At 69.9% G+C, this 20,956-nt stretch carries 20 protein-coding genes; 4 read left to right on the top strand and 16 right to left on the bottom strand.

Features of this window, described 5'->3' with window-relative positions:
- Positions 1–8: 8 nt before the first annotated feature.
- From ACFYP5_RS24415 to ACFYP5_RS24380, 8 genes are all read right to left on the bottom strand, one after another.
- Positions 9–806, bottom strand: a complete 798-nt coding sequence (locus tag ACFYP5_RS24415) for an ABC transporter permease (RefSeq protein WP_389039675.1) — start codon at positions 804–806, stop codon at positions 9–11.
- Complete coding sequence (locus ACFYP5_RS24410; protein ID WP_389039672.1) at positions 793–1,626, bottom strand: 2-aminoethylphosphonate ABC transporter permease subunit; 834 nt, start codon at positions 1,624–1,626, stop codon at positions 793–795. Before ACFYP5_RS24410 ends, ACFYP5_RS24415 begins: the two co-directional genes overlap by 14 nt.
- Positions 1,627–1,738: 112 nt before the next feature.
- Positions 1,739–2,848 (bottom strand): ABC transporter ATP-binding protein, encoded by a 1,110-nt coding sequence (locus ACFYP5_RS24405; protein ID WP_389039669.1) that lies wholly within the window; start codon positions 2,846–2,848, stop codon positions 1,739–1,741.
- A complete protein-coding gene (locus ACFYP5_RS24400; protein ID WP_389039666.1) occupies positions 2,845–3,546 on the bottom strand; it encodes a phosphonatase-like hydrolase in 702 nt (233 codons plus the stop codon). Before ACFYP5_RS24400 ends, ACFYP5_RS24405 begins: the two co-directional genes overlap by 4 nt.
- Before the next feature lie 44 nt (positions 3,547–3,590).
- Positions 3,591–4,715 (bottom strand): TIGR03364 family FAD-dependent oxidoreductase, encoded by a 1,125-nt coding sequence (locus ACFYP5_RS24395; RefSeq protein WP_389039663.1) that lies wholly within the window; start codon positions 4,713–4,715, stop codon positions 3,591–3,593.
- Between the two features lie 132 nt (positions 4,716–4,847).
- Positions 4,848–5,612, bottom strand: coding sequence for a GntR family transcriptional regulator (locus ACFYP5_RS24390; RefSeq protein WP_389039660.1), 765 nt, complete (start codon positions 5,610–5,612; stop codon positions 4,848–4,850).
- Between the two features lie 54 nt (positions 5,613–5,666).
- Positions 5,667–6,890: a hypothetical protein gene (locus tag ACFYP5_RS24385; protein WP_389039657.1), complete on the bottom strand. Its 1,224-nt coding sequence runs from the start codon at positions 6,888–6,890 to the stop codon at positions 5,667–5,669.
- 400 nt (positions 6,891–7,290) lie between these two features.
- The gene (locus ACFYP5_RS24380; RefSeq protein WP_389039654.1) at positions 7,291–8,523 is read right to left on the bottom strand and encodes an ROK family protein; all 1,233 of its coding nucleotides are present in this window, start codon (positions 8,521–8,523) and stop codon (positions 7,291–7,293) included.
- 56 nt (positions 8,524–8,579) lie between these two features.
- Between ACFYP5_RS24380 and ACFYP5_RS24375 the strand changes: the two genes are divergently transcribed.
- Together ACFYP5_RS24375 and ACFYP5_RS24370 are read left to right on the top strand one after the other, a co-directional pair.
- Positions 8,580–9,734 carry a Gfo/Idh/MocA family oxidoreductase gene (locus ACFYP5_RS24375; protein ID WP_389039651.1) on the top strand — a complete coding sequence of 385 codons (1,155 nt, stop codon included), beginning with the start codon at positions 8,580–8,582 and terminating at the stop codon, positions 9,732–9,734.
- On the top strand, positions 9,731–10,210 hold the full coding sequence (locus ACFYP5_RS24370; RefSeq protein ID WP_389039649.1) for a heme-degrading domain-containing protein: 480 nt from the start codon (positions 9,731–9,733) through the stop codon (positions 10,208–10,210). Before ACFYP5_RS24375 ends, ACFYP5_RS24370 begins: the two co-directional genes overlap by 4 nt.
- Positions 10,211–10,298: 88 nt before the next feature.
- Here the strand turns inward: ACFYP5_RS24370 and ACFYP5_RS24365 are convergent, their stop codons facing one another.
- From ACFYP5_RS24365 to ACFYP5_RS24335, 7 genes are all read right to left on the bottom strand, one after another.
- Positions 10,299–11,159, bottom strand: a complete 861-nt coding sequence (locus tag ACFYP5_RS24365; RefSeq protein WP_389039646.1) for a fumarylacetoacetate hydrolase family protein — start codon at positions 11,157–11,159, stop codon at positions 10,299–10,301.
- A 158-nt stretch (positions 11,160–11,317) separates the two neighbouring features.
- Complete coding sequence (locus ACFYP5_RS24360; protein ID WP_389039643.1) at positions 11,318–12,088, bottom strand: YidC/Oxa1 family membrane protein insertase; 771 nt, start codon at positions 12,086–12,088, stop codon at positions 11,318–11,320.
- Between the two features lie 126 nt (positions 12,089–12,214).
- Positions 12,215–12,550, bottom strand: a complete 336-nt coding sequence (locus ACFYP5_RS24355) for a DUF6412 domain-containing protein (protein WP_389039639.1) — start codon at positions 12,548–12,550, stop codon at positions 12,215–12,217.
- Between the two features lie 86 nt (positions 12,551–12,636).
- Positions 12,637–12,786 (bottom strand): hypothetical protein, encoded by a 150-nt coding sequence (locus ACFYP5_RS24350; protein ID WP_389039637.1) that lies wholly within the window; start codon positions 12,784–12,786, stop codon positions 12,637–12,639.
- The gene (locus tag ACFYP5_RS24345; RefSeq protein ID WP_389039635.1) at positions 12,783–14,345 is read right to left on the bottom strand and encodes a sodium:solute symporter; all 1,563 of its coding nucleotides are present in this window, start codon (positions 14,343–14,345) and stop codon (positions 12,783–12,785) included. Before ACFYP5_RS24345 ends, ACFYP5_RS24350 begins: the two co-directional genes overlap by 4 nt.
- Positions 14,342–14,500 carry a DUF3311 domain-containing protein gene (locus tag ACFYP5_RS24340; RefSeq protein WP_078852680.1) on the bottom strand — a complete coding sequence of 53 codons (159 nt, stop codon included), beginning with the start codon at positions 14,498–14,500 and terminating at the stop codon, positions 14,342–14,344. Before ACFYP5_RS24340 ends, ACFYP5_RS24345 begins: the two co-directional genes overlap by 4 nt.
- A 54-nt stretch (positions 14,501–14,554) precedes the next feature.
- The gene (locus tag ACFYP5_RS24335) at positions 14,555–15,337 is read right to left on the bottom strand and encodes a class E sortase (protein WP_389039882.1); all 783 of its coding nucleotides are present in this window, start codon (positions 15,335–15,337) and stop codon (positions 14,555–14,557) included.
- 108 nt (positions 15,338–15,445) lie between these two features.
- Here ACFYP5_RS24335 and ACFYP5_RS24330 point away from each other — a divergent pair, with 108 nt between their 5' ends.
- Both ACFYP5_RS24330 and ACFYP5_RS24325 read left to right on the top strand, forming a co-directional pair.
- On the top strand, positions 15,446–16,441 hold the full coding sequence (locus ACFYP5_RS24330; protein ID WP_389039632.1) for an SEC-C domain-containing protein: 996 nt from the start codon (positions 15,446–15,448) through the stop codon (positions 16,439–16,441).
- 175 nt (positions 16,442–16,616) lie between these two features.
- Positions 16,617–19,757: a DUF3427 domain-containing protein gene (locus ACFYP5_RS24325; protein ID WP_389039629.1), complete on the top strand. Its 3,141-nt coding sequence runs from the start codon at positions 16,617–16,619 to the stop codon at positions 19,755–19,757.
- A 109-nt stretch (positions 19,758–19,866) separates the two neighbouring features.
- Here ACFYP5_RS24325 and ACFYP5_RS24320 read toward each other — a convergent pair whose 3' ends face one another.
- Positions 19,867–20,898: a hypothetical protein gene (locus ACFYP5_RS24320; RefSeq protein ID WP_389039626.1), complete on the bottom strand. Its 1,032-nt coding sequence runs from the start codon at positions 20,896–20,898 to the stop codon at positions 19,867–19,869.
- Positions 20,899–20,956: the final 58 nt, after the last annotated feature.

Genomic DNA, 20,956 nt, shown 5'->3' with positions numbered 1-20,956 from the left:
ACGGGGGGTCAGCGGTACGAGGCTTTGGTGCGGATGCGGGAGACCGCGAGCAGGACCAGCAGCGTCGTGCCCATGAGGACCACGGCCACGGCGGCGCCGGTGAAGAGCGAGCCACGGTCGGTGGCCGCGAAGATCTGCACCGGGAGCGGTGTCCAGTCGGGCGGGTAGAGCATCATCGTGGCGCTCAACTCGCCCATGGACAGGGCGAAGCAGAGCCCTGCGGCCGCCGTGAGGGAGGGCAGCAGGAGCGGCAGCTTGATCCGCCACAGGACGTAGGAGGGGCGGGCGCCGAGACTGGCCGCCGCCTGCTCGTACATCGGGTCGAGACGTAGTGTCGCGGCCGAGACCGACTGGTAGGCGAACGCCGTGACAAGAATGGTGTGCGCCAGGATCACGATCCAGCGCGTGCCGTTGAGCAGCATCGGCGGCTTGCTGAACGCGACGAGCACGGCGAGGCCGACGACGACCGACGGTACGGCGACCGGCAGCATGAACAGCCCGTCCAGGAACCTCTTGCCCCGCCGCCGCAGTGTGGCGGCGGCGAGCGCGGCCCAGGAGCCGACGGTGAGGGCGAGCAGGCTGGCGGCGACGGCGGTGATCAGGCTGGTGGTGAGGGCCTGGAGGGAGTCGCCGCTGGTGGCGGCCCGGTAGTGCTCAGTGGTCGGGCCCGAGGGGAAGGCGCCGGACCAGTTGGTGGTGAACGACGCGGCGACGATCACCAGCAGGGGGAGCGCGAACAGTGGGACGAAGAGCAGGAGGAAGACGGCCCAGGTGGCCCACTTCCCGGTACGGCTATGCACCAACACGGCGGCTCACCATCCGATACAGGCTGTAGAGACCCACGGAGATCGCGATGTTGACGACGGCGACGGCACAGGCGGCCGGGTAGTCGGACTCCAGGATCGCCTTGCTGTAGACGAGCATCGGCAGGGTCGTGACCCCTTTCGCCCCGGTGAACAGCACGATCCCGAACTCGTTGAGGCACATCACGAGGACGAGGGAGCCGCCTGCGGCGAGCGCCGGCAGCGCCTCGGGGAGAATCACCTGCCGCACGATCCGGGCGGGCTTCGCACCCAGGGAGGAGGCGACCTCCAGCTGCGCGGTGTCGAGCTGCGAGAACGCGGCGAGCAGTGGCCGCATCACGAACGGGGTGAAGTAGGTGATCTCCGCGAGGAGGACACCCCACGGCGTGGTGAGGAAGTGGAAGGGTCCGTCCGCCGCGCCGGTGACGTCCGTCCAGACGCCGTTGGCCATGCCCACGGTGCCGTAGATGAACAGCAGGGCGAGGGTGATCAGGAAGGACGGGAAGGAGAGGAAGACGTCGATGAATCTGGCGACCGCCTTGCCGCCGGGGAACGGCACGAAGGCGATCACCAGGGCGAGGACCAGGCCCAGCACCAGGCAGCCGGCGGTCGAGCCGACGGCGAGCCAGACGGTGGTGGTAAGCGCCGAGCGGAACGACGCGGAAGCGAGGACGTCGCTGTACGGGGCGAGCGAGGTGCCGCCCTCGTCCGGGCTGACGGACTGCTGGACGACGAGGACCAGCGGGTAGAGGAAGACAAGGGCAAGGACGGCAACAGGCGGCACCACCCACAGGAACCGGGCGGTGCGCACCTTGGTGGGCATCCGTTCCGCAGGGGCGACCGGGGTCTCCCCTGGTCGAGCGGGATCGAGAGGCCGGGGATCGGTGGGCGCCGAGACCGGCGCGGGATCAGCAGGCTTGGGGCGGACCTCGGTGCTATCCATCGTTCACCCCCGTTGCCCCCGCGGGCAGTAGCACCGCGTCCTCGGCCGCGAAGTGCAGGGTTACCTGGTCACCGAGCGCAGGGGTGTCGCGCAGTTCGCGAAGGTCGGCCTTGATCCGGTGGCCTTCGACGTCGACGTACAGGCGATGTGTGGAGCCGCGCCACTGGACCTCGGCGAGGGCGCCGGTCAGCGCGTTGGGCCCGTCTCCGAGTCCGACCAGGTGGGGCCGGACGCAGAGGGTGGCGGTGACGCCGCCGGCCGCCTCGCCGGTCGGTACGTCGAGGCTGCGCCCGGCGAACTCCACGGTGCCGGCGGTCCTGGCGACGGTGACCGGCAGCAGGTTGGCGTTGCCGACGAACGAAGCGGTGAACTCCGTACGCGGGCGGCGGTACAGCTCCTGCGGGGTGCCGCAGTCCTGCAGCCGCGCCTTGTCCATGACCGCGATCCGGTCGGCGAGGGTCAGCGCCTCGACCTGGTCATGGGTGACGTAGAGGATGGAGACGTCCGGCAACTCCCGGTGCAGGCGGGCCAGTTCGGCGAGCATCCCGGAGCGCAGCCGGGCGTCGAGCGCGGAGAGCGGTTCGTCGAGCAGCAGCACTCCGGGGCGGACGGCGAGTGCGCGGGCGATGGCGACGCGCTGCTGCTGACCGCCGGACAGCTCGCGCGGGTAGCGCTTGGCGTACGCGGCCATGCCGACGAGTTCGAGGGCGTCGGCGACCCGTGCGGGGATCTCGGCCTTCGCGACCTTGCGGGCCTTGAGGCCGAAGGCGACGTTGTCCTGGACCCGCATGTGCGGGAACAGCGCGTACTGCTGGACGACCATGCCGATGCCGCGCTTGTGCGGCGGCAGTGCGGTGACGTCGCGGTCGCCGAGCCAGACCCGCCCGGAGGCGGGCCGGACGAAGCCGGCGACGGCGCGCAGGGCGGTGGTCTTGCCGGATCCGGAGGGCCCGAGCAGTGCCATGACCTCGCCGGGTTCGACGGTCAGGTCGAGCCGGTCGAGGACGGTGTTCCTGCCGTACGCGACGCTGACCCCGTCGAACCGGATCCCGCCGCGCTGCGCGGTCCGGCCTGCTGCCGCGGGTGCGGATGCGCCGGTCATGCTTCCGCCCGGGCGATGAGGTCCGGCAGCTCGGCGACCGAACCCAGCACGTGCGTGGCCCCGTTGCGTTCCAGCTGGTCCTTGTCGTGTGCGCCGGTCAGCACCCCGGCGACGATCCCGGCCCCGGAGCGTACGCCGCTGAGCATGTCGTACGAGGTGTCCCCCGCGACCACGATCTGCTGGACGCCGTCCACCGCTCCGGTGCGCAGGAACGCGGCGAGGACCATGTCGGGGTAGGGGCGGCCGCGGCCGCCCGCGTCGGCGGGGCAGAGGGTGAGCGCGACCAGGTCCTGCCAGCCGAGCGCGGCGAGGATCGCGTCCTGGGTGGTGCGGGCGAAGCCGGTGGAGAGGACGACGGTCCGGCCCTCTGCCGTGAGCCGCTCGATGGCTTCGCGGGCGCCGGGCACCGGCGCGATACGGCCGTCGGCGACGAGTTCCCCGTACGCCTCCTCGAACGCGAGGTTGGCCTGCTGGGCCCGGTCCTCGTCGCCGAAGAGGTGGCGGAAGACCGAGATCTTGGACTCGCCCATGGTGGCGCGCACGTAGTCGAGCTTCTCCGCGTGGTCGGCGGAGCCGGGCTCCACGCCGAGGCGCTGTGCGGCGGCGCCGAAGGCCTGCTCGACGAGGCCGCCGTCGGCGACGGTGGTCCCGGCCATGTCGAGGACGATCAGATTCAGCCTGTTCCTCTGCTCGTTCATCCGGTCGTTTCTTTGGTCGTTCTGCTGCGCGTTGCTCAACTTCTTCACCAGCCCAGTTCGTCGGCGGTCGTTTCGGCGATGGCGGGCGAGCAGGTCATACCGCGGCCGCCCGGCCCGGTGACCAGCCAGATGCCGTCCCGCACCTGCTGGCGGTGGACGACGCGACTGGTGTCGGTGCACTGGGCGTAGACCCCGGCCCAGCGGTGCCTGATCCTCGGCAGCGGGCGGCCGAGGAAGGATTCGACGACCCGGGTGAGGTGCTCGTAGGGGTCCTCGACGACGTCGAAGGGGAACGGGTGCTCGTACTCGTGGGTGTCGCCGATGGTCAGTCCGCCGTCGCGGCGCTGGACCATCAGCAGCTGCATCTTGTGCTCGGCTGCGGTCGGCGCCTGCGCCTGCCCGGCGTTGAGGGCGTCGAGCGCCTCGCTCCGGTACGCCGGGTAGTAGCGGAAGCTGTCGGCGTCGGCGACGGAGGTGGTGAGCGTTTCGCCGAGCGGGTCGGTCTGCATCATCTGGAGGCGGACGCGGCGCACCGGCAGATCGGGGCCGGCCAGCTCGCGGACGAGGCCGCCGAGCCAGGCTCCGGTGCACAGGACGACGGCGTCGCCGGTGTGCACGTCACCGTGGTCGTCGCGCACGGAGGCCGCACCGACCACCTCGCGGACCTCACGGCCGCCGAGGAAGGTGTACCGGCCCGACGACAACAGCTGCTGCTTCAGTGCCAGTTGGGCGGTGCGCGGCTCGACGGCGGCGTCCCGCTCGCACCACAGCGCGGCGTCGAAGTCGCCGCGGAGCGCGGGGTTGACGGCGCGGGCCTCGTCGGCCGTGAGCAGCTTGTAGCCGCGGGCCGCAGCGTCGGGGCGGGCCACGGCGGCCTCGGCGACGGCGATCTCCAACTCGGTGCGGAGCGGGGTCAGTGAACCGCAGGGCCGGAAGCCCAGGCCGGGGACCTGCTCCCCGATGCCCTCCCACAACTCGCGGGCACGAAGGGCGGTCTCCAGCTCTTCGCCACCGGCCCGGCCACTGACCCAGATCTGTCCGAAATTGCGGAGCGATGCTCCGCGTGCCTCGCTCTCGCGCTCGATCTGTACGACCTCGTGGCCGCGGTTCACTGCGTGCCAGGCGTGCATGGTTCCCACCACGCCGGCTCCTACGACGATGACTCTCACGGCGGCAACGCTCCTCGGGGCGGGTGGCCCGATCGGGTCGGTGCGGCAACGGGAGGATGAACCGGGCCTCAAACTTGGCCTAGACCCGTTACATTGCCGTTATCAATACGCGTTGGTTGCCGATCCGCGGTGTCAGGCCCGCGCGCCCAGGTGAGCGGTGAAGGAGAACCGGTCGCCGCGGAAGAGGGTGCGTACGCGCTCCAGTGGCTGTCCGCTCGCGTCACGCGAGATCCGGTGGAGCAGCAGCATGGGCAGCGCGGGCGGCGTACCGATCAGCAGCGCCTCGCGCGGGGTGGCGAGCACCGTCTCGATCCGCTCGTCCGCATCGCCGAACGAGATGCCGAGCCGCTCGTGGAGGTAGGCGTAGAAGGAGGAGTCGGGGTCGAACTCGGTGTCCAGATCCGGTACTCGGGCGACGGAGACATAGGTGCTCTCCAGGCCGACCCGGTCGTCGTCGGCGAGCAGGACACGCTCCAGGTGCCATACCGGTTCGCCCTGCGCGACGCCGGTCTCGGCGGCGAGGGCGGCGGGGCAGGGGAACTTTTCCAGACCGATGAGGTGGCGGCCCGGGGTCCGCCCCTGGCGGCGCACACCCTCCGTATAGCTGGCGAGGGAGAGCGGCTGCTCCAGCTTGGGGCCCGCGACGACGGTGCCACGGCCCTGACGGGCGAGGCGGCCCTCCAGCAGGAGTTCACGCAGCGCCTGACGCACGGTCTCGCGTGAGACTTCGTAGCGGACGGCGAGGTCACGCTCGGTGGGCAGCATGCCGCCCTCGCCCAACTCCTCGATGAGAAGCGAGACATGGGCCTTCACGGCGTAGTACTTGGGGATACGGCCGTGCTCCGGAATGCCGGAGCGGATCGGTGCGCCAGGTGCCTGGTCGAGCAGGTAGTCCACGTCCCGATGGTGGCAGACGGACATGAACACCGGTGAACGGTGCGGCGTCGCAGGTCAACGACGGGCGTGGCGCAGCCGCCGGGACCATGCGAGGACGGCGGCCCCACTGAGCAGCAGGGACCCGGCGGTGAGGAGCGAGAGCCAGGGGACGGTCGACCTCTGGCCGGTCATGGCGAGCTCGGGACTGTCCTGCGGGGCCCGTCCGGAGTCCGGGACGCGCCCGGAGGCCGGCGTATCACCGACGCCTCCGCCGTCGACGCCACCGATGGCAGCGGTGTCACCGGTGTCGCCGACCGCTCCGGTGGTGTCGTCCCGGGGGCCGGTTCCGGTTCCGTCGCGAGCGGTGTCCCGGCCGGGGTCCCCGCTCCCCGTCACATCGCCGACGCCTCCCACATCACCGGGCCCGCCGAAATCGTCGGTGCCGCCGTACTCGTCGGTGCCGCCGTACTCGTCACTGCCGCCGTACTCGTCGGTGCCGCCGAAATCGTCACTGCCGCCGTACTCGTCCCTGCCGCCGTACTCGTCGGTGCCGTCGTCGCCACTGTCCTCGACGACGCTGAAGACATAGTCGTCGGACTCACCGACCCAGTCCCCGTCGTCCTTCGGCTGCGCCTTGTTGCTGTCGGCGCTCGCGCCGCGCTGCCGCTGGACGATCGCGGCGTTGACGGTGATCCGGCCGGGGCCGGTGTCGGAGGTGAACGCCATCCGGACCTCGACGGTGACGGTGCGGCCCGCAGGGACCGTGAAGCCGTCGAAGTCGTCGGCGCCGTCACCACCGAAGACACCGATGTGCTCGTCGCGGTCGGTCGTCTCCCAGGCAACCCGGTGCTCGACATCGGGTTGGGACTGATCGGAGAACTCCAGCTGGATCTGGTCGGAGGTCAGTTTCCGGTCCTCGTCGGTGAGGACCAGGACCGGGTGGATGGACCGGCAGGACTCGGAGGTCGTATTGGTCAGATCCAGGAACCAGGTGCCGTAACCGCCGCCGGAGGCATACCTCTCCGGGCCGCCGTGGATCCGGGTCGTGATCGGGAAGTCGCCCGCCGCCGGTGTGCCGCAGGTGGACTGCTGGTCGGCGGTGACGGAGAGCGCCGGGACCGGGGTGGCGGCGGCTGACGGGCCGCCGAGGACGACGGCGGGGACCACGCTCGCCGCGGCCAGTCCGAGGGCGAGACCATGGCGTGGCCGTGCGGCGGGAGGAAGCGGTGCGGACGGCAGGAGCGGGGACGGCTCCTGCGACGGTTCGGGGGTCGGTTCCGGGGGCGGTTGGGGGGACATGGGGGACACCCTTCGCTGCTTGCGAACGGCCGGATCGCCCCGTGTCCGGAGTTCACCGGCTGTAGCCGGTGACGCTGTCACGCGCGCGCGACCCGCCGGGCGTCGACATGCCGAAGGGACACCCGGTCGGCCGCCCTCGACCCCTCGACCGGCCCACACCCCTACCGCTCCGACGGCGCGCGGGTCTTTCGTTCGGATCAGACCCCGCGAGCCCGGCATGATCCGAACGAGAGGCCCTGAGGGCTGTCCCGTCATCCCTGGCAAGCGCACGACGACGGCTACGGCACCTCGCTGCGTTGTCGGAACGCCCGCATACGACCGGTATGAGGACGCCCCTCCGCCTTGCGATGCGCCGCATCCGACGCCGCGCGCCGATCCACCAGGGATTAAGGGACAGCCCTCAGGCGCCACCGCCGCTGCCGACACGGCCGAACAACGGGGCGAGGACCAGCTGCGCGGCCCCCTCGGCGACCGGCCGGCCCGCACCGGCGGTGGTGACGAGCGGCACCGCCGCACCGGTGCCGTCACGCCGTGCCCGCTCTTCGATCACGGCGCGGACCCCTCGTACGTACGCATCCGGATCCGCGCCGACGGTACGGCCTCCCAGCACCACCCGGTCGATGTCGAGCAGTCCGACGAGGTTGGCGGCACCGGTCCCGAGCACGCGCGCGGCCTCCGCGACATCGCCGTCGGCGACGGCCGCGAGACAGAGCGCCTCGATGCAGCCGCGCCCGCCGCAGCTGCACGGCGGCCCGTCCAGCGACACGGTCTGATGCCCGAACTCCCCGGCTCCGGTCCGGGCACCGCGGTGCAACGCTCCGCCGAGAAACAGCCCGGCGCCGAGCCCGGTCCCGAGATGCAGATATGCGAAGTCGCCCGGACCGTCTGCCCGTAGAGCGAGCCCGAGGGCGGCGGCGTTGGTGTCCTTGTCGACGACGACGGGCAACCCGGTACGGGCGGCAAGCGCCTCCTGGAGCGGATAGCCGTCCCACTGCGGAAATCCGGTGACACGGTGGAGCACGCCGCCGCGATGGTCCAACGGCCCGGGTACGGCCACCCCGATCCCCAGGACGGTCCGCGCACCCCCCACGCGAGTGGTCCCGCCCGCGCCCCCGTCGTCGAGGGTCGACGCCGCGGGGGCCGGGGTGCCTGCCCCCGGTTCCGGGAAGGGGTGCGGCTGGGGGGATTCCGCCTCGGCGGCCGCCCCCGCCTGTCCGCCCAGCACCGCCGCGACCTCGCCCGCGGCCACCGCGACGACCTCTCCCGCCGGTGCGCCGAAGTCCAGCGGTGTCCTGCGGTTCGCGACGACCGTCCCGGCCAGGTCGACCAGGACCACCGTCAGCTCGTCGCGGTCCAGGTGCAGTCCCACCGCGTGCCCCGCGTCCGGGACCAGCCGCAGCACCGTTCGCGGCTTGCCGCCCGTGGACGCGCGGTGGCCCGCCTCCGTAGCCAGGCCCTCCGCCCGCAGCCGGGCAGTGATCTTGCTGACGGCCTGCGGCGTGAGCCCCGTCCGCTCCGCCAGCTCCAGACGGCTGATCCCGCGCTCGCCCGCGACACGCAGCAGGTCCAGCACGAGCGCCGCGTTGTGGCTGCGCAGTGTCGGCAGGTTCGCCCCGGCATTACTCCTGTTCACGGCTCCATTGTCCCTCTCGCTTGCACTTTGGCAACAGCGTTGCTTAAGTGGATTGCATGACTGGCATCACGACTCCCGAGACGCAGCGGCAGACGCACGCGCACGAGACCCCCCTCCGCGTCGGACTCGTCGGCTACGGCCTGGCGGGCTCCGTCTTCCACGCCCCGCTGATCGCCGCGACCGAGGGCCTCGTCCTCGACACGGTCGTCACGTCGAACGAGGAGCGGCGGGCCCAGGCCCGCGCCGAGTTCCCCGACGTCTCGTTCGCCGCTTCGCCCGACGAGCTGTGGGCCCGCGCGGGCGGCCTGGACGCGCTCGACCTGATCGTGATCGCCTCCCCCAACAAGACCCACGTCCCGATCGCGACCGCCGCGCTCGACGCCGGTCTGCCGGTCGTCGTGGACAAGCCGATCGCCGGCACGGCCGCCGAGGCGCGCGCGCTCGCCGCGCTGGCCGAGGAGCGCGGCCTGCTGCTCTCGGTCTTCCAGAACCGCCGCTGGGACAACGACTTCCTGACGCTCGCCCGGCTGATCGAGGACGGCGAGCTCGGCGACGTACAGCGCTTCGAGTCCCGTTTCGAGCGGTGGCGCCCGCAGCTGAAGGGCGGCTGGCGCGAGTCGGGCGATCCGCAGGAGATCGGCGGACTGCTGTACGACCTGGGCAGCCATGTCGTCGACCAGGCGCTCGTGCTGTTCGGCCCGGCCGTCCAGGTGTACGCGGAGTCCGACGCGCGCCGCCCCGGCGCCGCCACCGACGACGACACGTTCCTGGCGATCACCCACGCCAACGGGGTCCGCTCGCATCTGTACGTCAGCGCCACGACCGCGCAGCTCGGCCCACGCTTCCGGGTGCTCGGCTCGAAGGCCGGTTACGTGAAGTACGGGCTGGACCCGCAGGAGGCCGACCTGCGCGAGGGCCACCGCCCGTCCGCCGCGGCTCCCGGCTGGGGCGAGGAGCCCGAGGCACTGTGGGGCCGGATCGGTGCGGGCGAGTCGCCGCTGACCGGTGCCGGCGTCCCGGTCCGTACCCTGCCGGGCGACTACCCGGCGTACTACGCGGCGGTCGCCGACGCGGTGCGCGGCAAGGGCGACAATCCGGTGACGGCCCTGCAGGCCGCCGCGGCCCTGGACGTCCTCGAGGCCGCCCGCCGCTCGGCCCGCGAAGGCGTCACCGTGACCCTGCCCACCGCTTCCGAGGAGCAGACCGCATGAACCCCACCGCTCCGACCATCTCCGAGCTCATCGCGCAGGAGCGCCGACTGACTCTGCCGCATTTCGGCTACGACGACGCGTACGCCCTCGGCGGCCTGCTCGTCTCCATGGCCCGGAGGCGGCACGCGCCGGTCGCGATCGACATCCGGCGCGGCGCCCAGCAGCTGTTCCACGCCGCGCTGCCCGGTTCGAGCGCGGACAACGACGCCTGGATCGACCGCAAGCGCAGAGTGGTCGAGCGGTACGGCGAGAGCTCGTACCTGGTCGGGACCCGATTCCGGGCGAAGGGGACGACGTTCGAGGACTCCTCGCGACTGGACCCGGACGTGTACGCCGCACATGGCGGTTCGTTCCCGATCGCGGTCGAGGGAGCGGGCGTGATCGGCTCGGTCACGGTCTCGGGTCTCCCCCAGGCGGACGACCACGCGCTGGTCGTCGAGGCGCTGGAACAGTTCGCCACCACGATCGCCGGATGACGCATCGGAGGGGTGGGCCGCTGCACCAGCAGCGCCCACCCCTCCGATCTTTGGCCGTCCGCGGGACGGCTCTTTGCCGGCTACGCGGCTACGCGTCCTTGAGCTCCTGCCGCTGCCGTCCCAGCCCCTCGACCTCCAGCTCGACGACATCGCCCGCCTTGAGGTACGGCTTGGGCTCCGGCTGCCCCATGGCCACCCCGGCCGGCGTACCGGTGTTGATGACATCGCCCGGGTACAGCGTCATGAACTGGCTGAGGTAGCGGACGACCTCGCCCACCGGGAAGATCTGGTCGGCGGTCGTGCCGTCCTGCTTCAGCTCGCCGTTGACCCACAGCTTCAGCGCGAGCGCCTGCGGGTCGGGTACCTCGTCCGCCGTGACCAGCCACGGCCCCAGCGGGTTGAACGTCTCGCAGTTCTTGCCCTTGTCCCAGGTGCCGCCCCGCTCGATCTGGAACTCGCGCTCGGAGACGTCGTGCGCGACCGCGTAACCGGCGACATGCCCGAGGGCTTCCTCGGCGGAGTCCAGGTACCGGGCGGTGCGGCCGATGACGACGGCGAGCTCGACCTCCCAGTCGGTCTTTCGGCTGCCGCGCGGCACCAGCACGGTGTCCTCGGGTCCGACGACGGTGTCCGGCGCCTTGAAGAACAGGATCGGCTCGGTCGGAATCGCCGCACCAGTCTCGGTGGCGTGGTCGTGGTAGTTCAGCCCGATGCACACGATCTTGCCGATCCGGGCGAGCGGCGGCCCCACCCGGAGCCCGTCGGCATCGAGCACGGGCAGCTCGCCGGGCGCTGCCGCGGCGGCCCGTACGCGGGCCAGCGCGGACTCGTCGGCGAGCAGGTCGCTGTCGATGTCGGTGACGATTCCCGACAGGTCACGCAGCGTTCCGTCCTGGTCCAGCAGAGCCGGTCGTTCCGCACCTGCCGTACCCACGCGAAGCAGCTTCAACGTCTGTCTCCCCTTGGTCGAGATCGGGCCCGTCGGATGGGTGGCGGCCATCGCAGGCTTGGCCGATCCTCCAAGACATCGGATCACTCCGCAAGACCCTGTTCACACACTGGACCGGTGTACCCGCCGTGGCGACTGCGCCGCAGCGGCCACGACCCTTACGCCGCGGCGGCCATGGCGGCACCTGCGGCCGGCATGTCGCGGTAGAGGACGGTCCGCTCGACCGCGGTCCAGGTGGTGCTGGTGACGATGTAGAGCGCGGCGGCGAGCGGCACGTACGCGACCGAGACGAGCGTGAAGAAGGACATCAGCGGCATCAGCTTCGTCATCGCGCCCATGCCGGGCATCGGCTGCCCGTCGGGCCCGGTGGCAGGGGTGGCCGGGGCTGCGGCGAGCTGACGCTTCGTACGCCGGTAGTTGAACGTGGCGACGGTGGCGACGATCGCGAAGAGGCCGAGATAGACGACGCTCTGGGCGCCGAGCAGCCCGCCGTTCGCGAGCGCGTTGTGCCAGCGCTCGCCGAGCGGGGCGCCGAAGAGCTCGTGGCCGAGCAGCGCGTTGGGGTCGCCGCCGATCTTCTGGCTGGAGAAGAGGTGGTAGAGCAGGAAGAAGGCCGGCATCTGGAGGAGGCTGGGCAGGCAGCCGGACAGCGGCGAGACCTTCTCCTCCTTGTGCAGTTCCATGAGCGCCTTCTGCATGCGCTCGGGATTCTTGCCGTGCTTCTTACGCAATTCGGCGATCTGCGGCTGGAGTTTGGTCCGCGCCTTCTGACCCCGTGCCGCGGCCCGCGACAGGGGGTGCACGGCGAGGCGCACCAGCGCCGTGAAGAGGACGATCGCAGCGGCGGTGGCGGCGCCCTGGAAGAGCGGCTGGAGAAGGTCGGCGAAAGAGCCGACCAGGCCGGCGAAAGCCGACATGAAGACGGACATGGGGTGAGCCCTCCGGGGGTCTCGTCGTGCCGGGAGAGAAGTTCTGGCTCGGCATGACGACCCGCGTGAGGGTGCGCCCGGGCGCACGTATGCGTACGTACACAGGCAAGAAGGTGGGCGAAGTCCCTACGCGGCCGTCAGGAGGGCACGGCCGGGGGCTCGGGGCCGCCTGCGCCCCTTGGCGTCGGGATCGCGCTGCGACAGGAACGCGGTGCGCTTCTCGCGGTCACGCATGGCGGTACGGACCTGGGTGCGGGGCACCGGGGCGGCGCAGCGGGCGCTGATGACCGAGCAGGCGACAAGCGCGGAACCGGCGGCGGCGGTGGCGGCGAGCGCGACCGCGGCTGAGAAGCTGCCGCCCTCGGCGAGAAGGACCTCGGTGAGCAGGAAGAGCAGGATTCCGACGGGGCGGGGCAGGCGGGCGACACCGGCGCGCAGACGGTTGCTGATGCTGCCGCTCATCGATCCCTCCTCCGCTCGGCCCGGTGGGCTCGTCCATTCGGCCCTCCAGCCGTTATACACGATGGCGCCGTGGCGGGTGGCCGGCGTCAGACGGGGGCGGCCTCCAGGGGCTGAAGCAGCCGACGCGGGGCGAACAGGGCGCGACTGACCGGATCGCGGTCGCGTCGTCGGGGTCGGGTGCGGACGGGGCGGTGCTGCTCGGTCGCGATGGCTCTGGTGGCGACGGTCGGCGTCATGCTCCTGCGGGAGCGTCGCTCGCCTCGCTGACGCCCACCCCCGAGAGCTCCGGCTCCCGGCTCTCCGCGGTCCCCTGTGTCTCCACCGGCTCGTCCCGCGCGAGGACGTCACCGTCCGGCCGGTCGTCGTGCTCGCGCGGGCCCGCGTAGGTCACCGCGAGCGCGACGGCGAGGTTGGCGCCGAGGGCGACGATGCCCGCGTTCACGCCCCACACCGGATCGTTCTCGGTGAACACGAACCCGCACACCACCCCTACGCCCACGACCAGCCCGGCCATCGCACCGAGCAGCGTCAGCCGCCGCCACATCAGCCCCAGCAGCACCATGGGGAGCAGCTGTGCCATCCCCTCGTACGAGATGAGGGAGAGCCGCACCAGCGTGTTCGGCGCGGTGTACGTCAGCACGAGCGCGATGACGCCCGCCGCCACGACCACGGTCTGCGCGGCACCCTTCTGCCGCTGCCGCCAGCGCGGCACGAGCGAGAGCACGCTGCGCCCCCACATCGTGCCGATGACGAGCATGAAGACGGCCATGGGCACGATCGACGACAGCGCGGCCGCCACCCCGATGACGCCGACGGCCCAGGCGGGCAGCGAGTCCACGACGAGCTCGAAGAGCGCGAGGTTGGACTCGGCGCCGACGAGCCCCGGCACGACGAAGAGGGCGGCCATGCCGAGCAGCATCGGGACGAACAGCAGCACGTTGTAGGCGGGCAGCCACATCGCGTTGCGACGCAGGACGTCGGCGTTCTTCGCGCCGAGGTAGCCGGCGACGGTGGTCGGGAAGATCACCACGGTGAGGGAGTTGAGGAACGAGGTGGTGACGAACCACGCCTGCCCGAGCCCGCTCCCGCCGTGCCCGGGGAAGGTCAGCCACTCGCTCCTCTCCGTGACGAGCCGGTCCAGGAAGGGTCCGTACCCGTCGAAGTAGTGCATGGGGACGTAGAAGGCGAGAAACCCGAGAGTGGCGATCACCAGCACGTCCTTGAGCACGGACACCCAGGCGCTGCCGCGCAGTCCGCTGACCACGACGAAACCCGTGGTGACGGCGAAGGCTATGAAGTACGCCCAGTTCAGGCTGATGGCGCCGTACGAGATGGTGGAGACGACGACGCCCATGCCGGTGATCTGCAGCTGGATGTACGGCAGCAGGAACACGGTCGCGAGGACGGCGACGAGGGCGCCGAGCCAGGGCCGCCCGAAGCGGTGCGCGACCATGTCGGTGATCCCGACGAGCCCGTGCTTGCGCGCGTACGCCCAGAGCATCGGTCCGACGACATACCCGACGGCGTAGCCGCAGGACATGTACGCCACGACATAGAGCACGGGGGCCCCGTAGTTGTAGCCCCATCCCGCGGCGCCGAGATAGCTGAAGCTGGTGTAGCCCTCACCGGCCATCAGCACCCAGATGAAGACGGTCCCGAGGCTGCGCCCGCCGACGGACCACTCGGCAAGCCCGTCACGGCCCCTGTTCCCGCGCCCTCGCACGGCGAGGAGCCCGAGCGCGACGGTGGCCACCATGAAAGCCCCGAAGACGGAGGTTGCGACTGCGGCGTTCACCGGCGGTCCCCCCGCCGGGTCAGCCAGACCGCCACGGGTGTCAGCAGGGTCGCCCCGAGCAGCCACACGAAGAGGAACGGCAGTCCGAGCACGACGGGACGGACCCGGTTCACGAACGGCAGCGCCCCCAGGTACAGCACGTAGGGAACCAGCAACCACAACAACTGCGGACGTCGTCTGAGCACGTCGGGAAAGCTTAGCGACGCCTCCTACCGCCCCCGCACGCCCGCCAGCTTCCCCCAGACGACAAGCCGGTAACGGGAGGTGAATTCAGGCGTGCACGTGGTCAGCGTCACGTAGGAACCGGGCTCGCTGTACCCGAATGCGGGCTTCAGATTGCTGCGCGGCACGGCGGCGACGACCCCGCTGTCCCGGGCGGCGGTCTGCGCCAGCGTCTTGTCGACGACGTACGTGTACACGCGCTCCCGGGTCTCGACGGTGATCCGGTCGCCGCGCCGCAGCCGATTGATGTAGCGGAACGGTTCACCATGCGTATTGCGGTGCCCGGCGAGCGCGAAGTTCCCGGCGCCACCGGGCTGCGCGGTGCGCGGGTAGTGCCCGACGTATCCCTTGTCGAGGACGCCGCTCCTGCTGATGCCCTGGGCGACGGGGGCGGTCAGCCCGAGGCGCGGGATGCGGATGACGGCGTAGGCCTGATCCCAGCGGGGCGCGGCAGCCGCTGCCGTACGCGCACCACCCGCCGGCGCACCCTCGCCCTCCCCCGCCGCACTCGTGTCCGTATCCGCGGCCGTATCCGCCCCCTCGTCCGGCGGGGTGGACGGAACACCGGCGTCTCCGCTCCCCGCCCGCCCCCACTCCTGCTCCAGGGACCGCACCTTGTGCCGGGCATCGGCCCTGGCCTGCCTGTTGGTCCACCACAGCTGATGGACGACGAGAAGCAGCAGCACCACACCGAGGGTCACGACCACCTCCGCGCTCGACCACAGCCCGCGCGCGGCGAGGCGCCGCCCGCGCGGGTTCCGCTGCACCATGACCGGTATCCGCTGCCTCACGGCCCGCACGATAAGGGCAGGACCTGTAACTCTCCAGGGGCGGAACAACCCTCCGTGCAGGAGCCGTACAGCAGTACGGTGTGATGCATGCGCCCCGACACGCCTGCTGACCACATTGCCGAAGCCGAGCGCCTGCTGCGCACGGCGGCGCAGTACCCCGACGACCGGGAACCGCTGCTCCTCCGGGCCGCCGCCCATCTGGAGCTCGCCGGCGAGCGCACTCGCGCCACTCCTCTCTACGACGAGCTCCTCGCCGCGGACGCCGCCGAGCCGTACCTGATCAAGGCCCTCAAGGCATCGAACCTCTGGGAGTACGGCCACGAGGCCGAGGCCCGCGCCATCATCGAGGGCATCCGCGCGGCGGGGCCCCTCGAACCCGCCCCCTGGCAGATCGCAGCCGAGACCCTGGAATCGCACGACGAGCTGGAGTCGGCCCACGACTTCCTCTCGACCGCGCTGACCCTGCTCCTGGCCCCGGGCGAGGAAGTCCCGTACGCCACCCAGTCGCTGCTGATCGGCCGCCACCGGGTACGCCGCCTGATGGGCGTCGACCACGACTCCTGGGACGAACTGACCGACACGCTCCACACCGCCACGGTCCCGCTGGACGAACTCCACGACCCGAAGCGGCTGTGGTCGCTCGGCTCGTCCGACCCGGGCGAACTCCAGGCCGAGATCACCCGTCTCCGCGCCGAACTGGGCACCTACCGCACCGCTCTGTCCCGCCCGTTCCCGGTGGCGGTCCTGCACTGGCCGGAGACCGAACTGAGCGAACTCCTCGCCGGCTACCCCACCCTGCGCGCGGAGTACCCCTCCCACGCCGAACACCTCGCCGACCTGGAAGCCGCCCTCCGCGACCTCCACTCCGCGGGCACCCCGAACCTGGGCATCGTCACCGGCACGGTCCCCTCGTACGAGGCCTTCGCCGCCTCCGAAGCCGCGTCCCCGTCCGACCCGGACCTCCTCCCCCAGTACGCGACGACACTCGCGGCCCGCGGCCGAGCGGTGCCATGGCCTCCGGCGCGGACCGCGGCCTGCTGGTGCGGCTCGGGGCGGGCTTACCGGGACTGCCACGGGGTGTGAGGCGTACCGAGACGATCTACGAAGAGCCCCGCCGACCACGGAGCGGGGCTCTTCCCGTCTGCCCTATGACCGGCGCGTAGCCACGCCCCCCCTCGCCGAAGCGGCCGACGAATCGCTTTGTCAGTCCCACTTGATACAACTGCCTGCGTAGGTGTCGAAAGAGGGGGACTCGGCCATGCCCAACGACTTTGTAGGCGACTCAGCTCCGGTTGCTGGGCTCTACGAGACGCTGATTACTCATCGTCTCGAAGAACGCATGAAACAACTCGACACCACGGGTTGGCGCTCCATCGATGAAATAGTCGGCTCTGAATCTGCACCTCGGGTGCTGTCACGCCATATCGGGAACGTAGTGCGACGAGTCCTCCAGGACCTCTCACCTGCCGAGCAGGTACTCGCCGCCAACCACATCCTGGAGTCCCTCAACACCATCGAGGGTGCGACGGAGTGGGTCGACCTCGTCATCGAGGGCCCCCGACAGTTGCTCGCGGTAGCGGAGCAAGAGGCTCCCGGCGTCTACGCAATCCGCCCTGCTACACCCCTCTCCGAGACGGCGCTGATCACCAACTCACCCGACGATCCGAGCCTGGGCTTTGAGCTGCGCGCCGAGTTGGCTACGGCGAACCGTGTTGATCTCCTCTGCGCCTTCGTGAAGTGGCACGGCCTCCGCGTCCTTGAACAGGCACTCTCCTCCGCACGCGATCGCGGTGTCCCCATCCGTGTGCTGACAACGACCTACATCGGCGCCACAGAACGTCGCGCGTTGGATCGCCTGGTCCGCGAGTTCGGCGCCGAGGTGAAGGTCAATTACGAACTCCGCTCGACCCGCCTCCATGCCAAGGCGTGGCTCTTCCGTCGCAACAGTGGTTTCGATACGGCATACGTTGGTAGCTCGAACCTGTCCAAGGCCGCGCTTCTCGATGGCCTCGAATGGAACGTTCGACTGTCGTCGGTCGCCACACCCTCCGTCCTCCGCAAATTCGAGGCGACATTCGACGCGTACTGGAGCGAGCGCTCCTTCGAGTCGTACGACCCTGACAGCGATGCGCAGCGACTCGACGAGGCGCTGTCTCACGCTGGCGGAACCAACCGCAACAGTGGCACGACCATCACGCTCTCCGGCCTTGAAGTCCGGCCCTACCCACACCAGCGCGACATGCTTGAGCGCCTCCAGGTGGAGCGGACCGTCCATGGCCGGAACCGCAATCTCCTCGTCGCCGCGACAGGCACAGGCAAGACTGTGATGGCCGCATTGGACTTCAAGCGCCTGCGGCAGACACTGGGCCGTGATCCGCGGCTGCTCTTTGTAGCCCACCGCAAGGAGATCCTGGAACAGTCGCTGCGGGTCTACCAGAACGTGCTGATTGATGCGAACTTCGGCGAGCTCTTCGTCGGCGGGGAGATTCCCGATACGTGGGCCCATGTGTTCGCGAGCGTGCAATCACTCAACTCACGCGCACTGGACCGCTTTGCTCCAGATCACTTTGACGTCATCGTGATCGACGAGTTCCATCACGGTACATCCCCCACCTACCGCAGGATCCTGGATCACTTCGACCCACAAGAACTTCTGGGACTCACCGCTACACCGGAACGTATGGACGGGCTGAACATCCAGGACGAGTTCTTTGATGGCCGGATTGCCGCAGAGATGCGCCTCTGGGAAGCCCTTGAGAACGATCTACTCAGCCCGTTCCACTACTTCGGCGTCACCGACAACACCGACATGAGCGCCGTCACGTGGAAACGCGGAGCGTACGACTCCACGGCCCTCAGTGATCTCCTCACCGGCAATGACGCACGAGCCAGGCTCGTCGTGCAAGCCGTGAAGGACAAGGTTGCCGACCCGGGCACGATGCGCGCGCTGGGCTTTTGCGTGTCAGTCGCGCACGCGAACTTCATGGCCGACTTCTTCCGTCGAGCCGGCCTCAATGCGGTCGCCCTGTCCGGCGAGACCCCACGCCCTGAGCGCAAGGACGCCCTCGATCAGCTCAAGGCTGGCACGCTCCAAGTCATCTTCTCTGTCGACCTGTTCAACGAGGGGCTCGACATCCCTGATGTCGACACGCTGCTCCTGCTGCGCCCCACGTCCAGCGCCACGGTATTCCTTCAGCAGCTGGGACGAGGCTTGCGCCGGACCGAGGACAAAGCCGTCCTCACCGTCCTGGACTTCATCGGTCAGCACCGCAAGGAGTTCCGCTTCGAGGAACAGTTCCGCGCGTTGACCAACCTCACCCGCAATCGCCTGCTCACCAACATCGAACACGACTTTCCGCAGTTGCCATCTGGCTGCCAGATCATCCTTGAGACCAAAGCCAAGGAGCTGATCATTGACAACATCCGCAGCCAGATCAGCGTCAACGTCACTCAGCTCGCCCGCGAGGTCGCCGCATACGCCGAACCTCGGCTCGCGGACTATCTCAAGGAGAGCGGTCGAGAGCTCAAGGAGCTCTACCGAGGCAACGGGAACTCGTGGACGGGGCTACTCCGTCGCGCCAAGCTCCTCGCCGAGACTGGGCCGGAGGGGGAGGCCGCGCTACTCAAGCGCGTATCGGCCTTCCTTCACGTCGACGATCCGCTTCGAGTCGCCGCGTACAGCAAGCTTCTCGCTGACGACGCCCCCACCTACGACGAGCTCAACGAACAGGAGCAGGCCTACGCCCGCATGTTCTTCTTCTCGCTGTGGCCGCTGGGTGGCGACTTCAACAGCTACCAGGAGGGCTTCGACACCCTTCGTCCCCAGCAAGCTTTCCGTGACGAACTCGGTCAGGTCCTCGCCCACATCCTGGATCTCGCCGATCACGTGCCCGTCCCGCTGCTCGGCGGTCACGCAGGTCTGCCGCTGACCGTCCACGCCTCATACAGTCGCGAGGAGATCCTCCCCGCCTTGGGGCAGTCGTACATGGGCGGCTTCATGCCGGGGCACTTCCGCGAGGGTGTGAAGTGGTGCGAGGACATCCAGACCGACGCTCTGCTCATCACTCTCGAAAAGGACGAGAAGGACTTCTCCCCAGAGACGCGCTACAAGGACTACGCCTTGAACGAGTCGTTGTTCCACTGGGAGTCCCAGAACCAGACCTCGGAGTCATCGCCCACCGGCGTTCGCTACCGGACCCACAAGGACAAGCACGCCCACGTCCTCCTCTTCGTCCGTCGCTACAAGAAGACAGACATCGGCGGGCCCCAGCCGTGGATGCTGCTTGGTCCCGCCGAATATGTCGAGCACAAGGGCAGCAAGCCCATGGGGATCGTCTGGAAGCTTCGCCACGAGATCCCGGCGGACGTGTGGACCTACTCAGCGATTGCGGCAGGCTGACCCTCCTTGCAAGGACTCCCACGCTGAGTCGGCCTGTCGACAGGCGTGCAAGAGGTACCGAAGACTCCAATCACAGCCCGCGCGAGTGCGGGGTGACGCCGTGACGGCATCAGGAAGGTGCTGGTCTCGGCGACTCAGCCCCCGGCCGTGCCCCGCCGGACAGGCCCTGTCCGCCGGGGCACGACTGATTCGTTTTGATCTTCGCGAACCGTTCGCGCCACGGCATGCGATCGGGCTCCGGTGCGGGAGCGCCGTAGAAGGTCGCGTATGCGGTGGCCTGGCGGCACGGAGCGCATTCCGTCTCGTCTCCCAGGGGGCGGAAGACGTGTTCCTCACCGGGCGAGGAGCAGACGACCAGGGCAGCGGCCGACGGGAGTTGAGGCAACGCGGGCGGGGCCGGTTCTGCGGGGAGCTTCTGGATGAGGCGGTAGCGCAGGAAGCCGAACGCCGAGCGGACGCCGCCTTCCGGGCGTTCGGCGAGCAGTGCCTGTCGTAGGTCGGACTCGCTCAGGCCGCGCTCCAGCCACTTGACCGCCTCCACGGCCAGTGCGCGGGCCTCGCGCGCTCCCAGGTGCAGTTCGCGACGGGTGTGGCGTAACGAGAGCAGGACCCGTTCCGCGCAGGCCAGTTGGTGGGAGCCGGCCGGTCTCGGCCTCGGTCCGCGTTCCGGGGCCGTCCTCGGCTCGGCTTCGGAGGGTGGGTGGGGAGTGGTCTTATCACTGTGGTCTTCTACGGGTTCATAGCCACCGACCGTCCGGCCGGCCGGTTCGCCGACCGTCGGAATGTGCGTACTCGGTGGCGAGGTGGTGGGCGGGGCCCCTCGCAGATGTTCTGCCTGCTCGATCGTCAGAGGGGTGTTCGCGACCAGTTGCTCGGTGATCCAGCGGCCACGGCCGCCCTGGGTGCGCCACTCGTGTACGTACCCGTGCGCGACGAGTTGTTCCTTCGCCTTCTGGTACGCGCGGCCCTTGATGCCCAGCTTCCGGGCGAGTTCGCTCAGGGGCCTGCACGAGGTGTCCTCGGGAAGGCCCTGGACGTACAGGAGCAGGATTTTCGCGTCACTGCTCAGACGCGGATGGCGCACGACATCGTGCGATGCCTTCGTGAAGCGCCGGGACGGGGAGATAGCATGACGCAGCATTTCCGGTGGCTACTTCCACTGGTGATGAAGGCCCTCGGATGGTGTTGGCGCACCGCCG

This window comes from Streptomyces sp. NPDC005262 (assembly GCF_042872425.1).
Lineage (GTDB): Bacteria > Actinomycetota > Actinomycetes > Streptomycetales > Streptomycetaceae > Streptomyces.
Note: the sequence above shows the minus strand (reverse complement) of the source record. Positions and strands in the feature narration are given on the sequence as shown.

What these genes read in the sequence shown, in the direction of transcription:
- ACFYP5_RS24330 (WP_389039632.1), top strand. Translation starts at nt 15,446, where the DNA reads ATGCGCCCCGACACGCCTGCTGACCACATTGCCGAAGCCGAGCGCCTG.
- ACFYP5_RS24400 (WP_389039666.1), bottom strand. Translation starts at nt 3,546, where the DNA reads ATGAACGAGCAGAGGAACAGGCTGAATCTGATCGTCCTCGACATGGCC.
- ACFYP5_RS24320 (WP_389039626.1), bottom strand. Translation starts at nt 20,898, where the DNA reads ATGCTGCGTCATGCTATCTCCCCGTCCCGGCGCTTCACGAAGGCATCG.
- ACFYP5_RS24360 (WP_389039643.1), bottom strand. Translation starts at nt 12,088, where the DNA reads ATGTCCGTCTTCATGTCGGCTTTCGCCGGCCTGGTCGGCTCTTTCGCC.
- ACFYP5_RS24385 (WP_389039657.1), bottom strand. Translation starts at nt 6,890, where the DNA reads ATGTCCCCCCAACCGCCCCCGGAACCGACCCCCGAACCGTCGCAGGAG.
- ACFYP5_RS24325 (WP_389039629.1), top strand. Translation starts at nt 16,617, where the DNA reads ATGCCCAACGACTTTGTAGGCGACTCAGCTCCGGTTGCTGGGCTCTAC.
- ACFYP5_RS24350 (WP_389039637.1), bottom strand. Translation starts at nt 12,786, where the DNA reads ATGACGCCGACCGTCGCCACCAGAGCCATCGCGACCGAGCAGCACCGC.
- ACFYP5_RS24335 (WP_389039882.1), bottom strand. Translation starts at nt 15,337, where the DNA reads ATGGTGCAGCGGAACCCGCGCGGGCGGCGCCTCGCCGCGCGCGGGCTG.
- ACFYP5_RS24405 (WP_389039669.1), bottom strand. Translation starts at nt 2,848, where the DNA reads ATGACCGGCGCATCCGCACCCGCGGCAGCAGGCCGGACCGCGCAGCGC.
- ACFYP5_RS24410 (WP_389039672.1), bottom strand. Translation starts at nt 1,626, where the DNA reads ATGCCCACCAAGGTGCGCACCGCCCGGTTCCTGTGGGTGGTGCCGCCT.
- ACFYP5_RS24355 (WP_389039639.1), bottom strand. Translation starts at nt 12,550, where the DNA reads ATGAGCGGCAGCATCAGCAACCGTCTGCGCGCCGGTGTCGCCCGCCTG.
- ACFYP5_RS24370 (WP_389039649.1), top strand. Translation starts at nt 9,731, where the DNA reads ATGAACCCCACCGCTCCGACCATCTCCGAGCTCATCGCGCAGGAGCGC.
- ACFYP5_RS24375 (WP_389039651.1), top strand. Translation starts at nt 8,580, where the DNA reads ATGACTGGCATCACGACTCCCGAGACGCAGCGGCAGACGCACGCGCAC.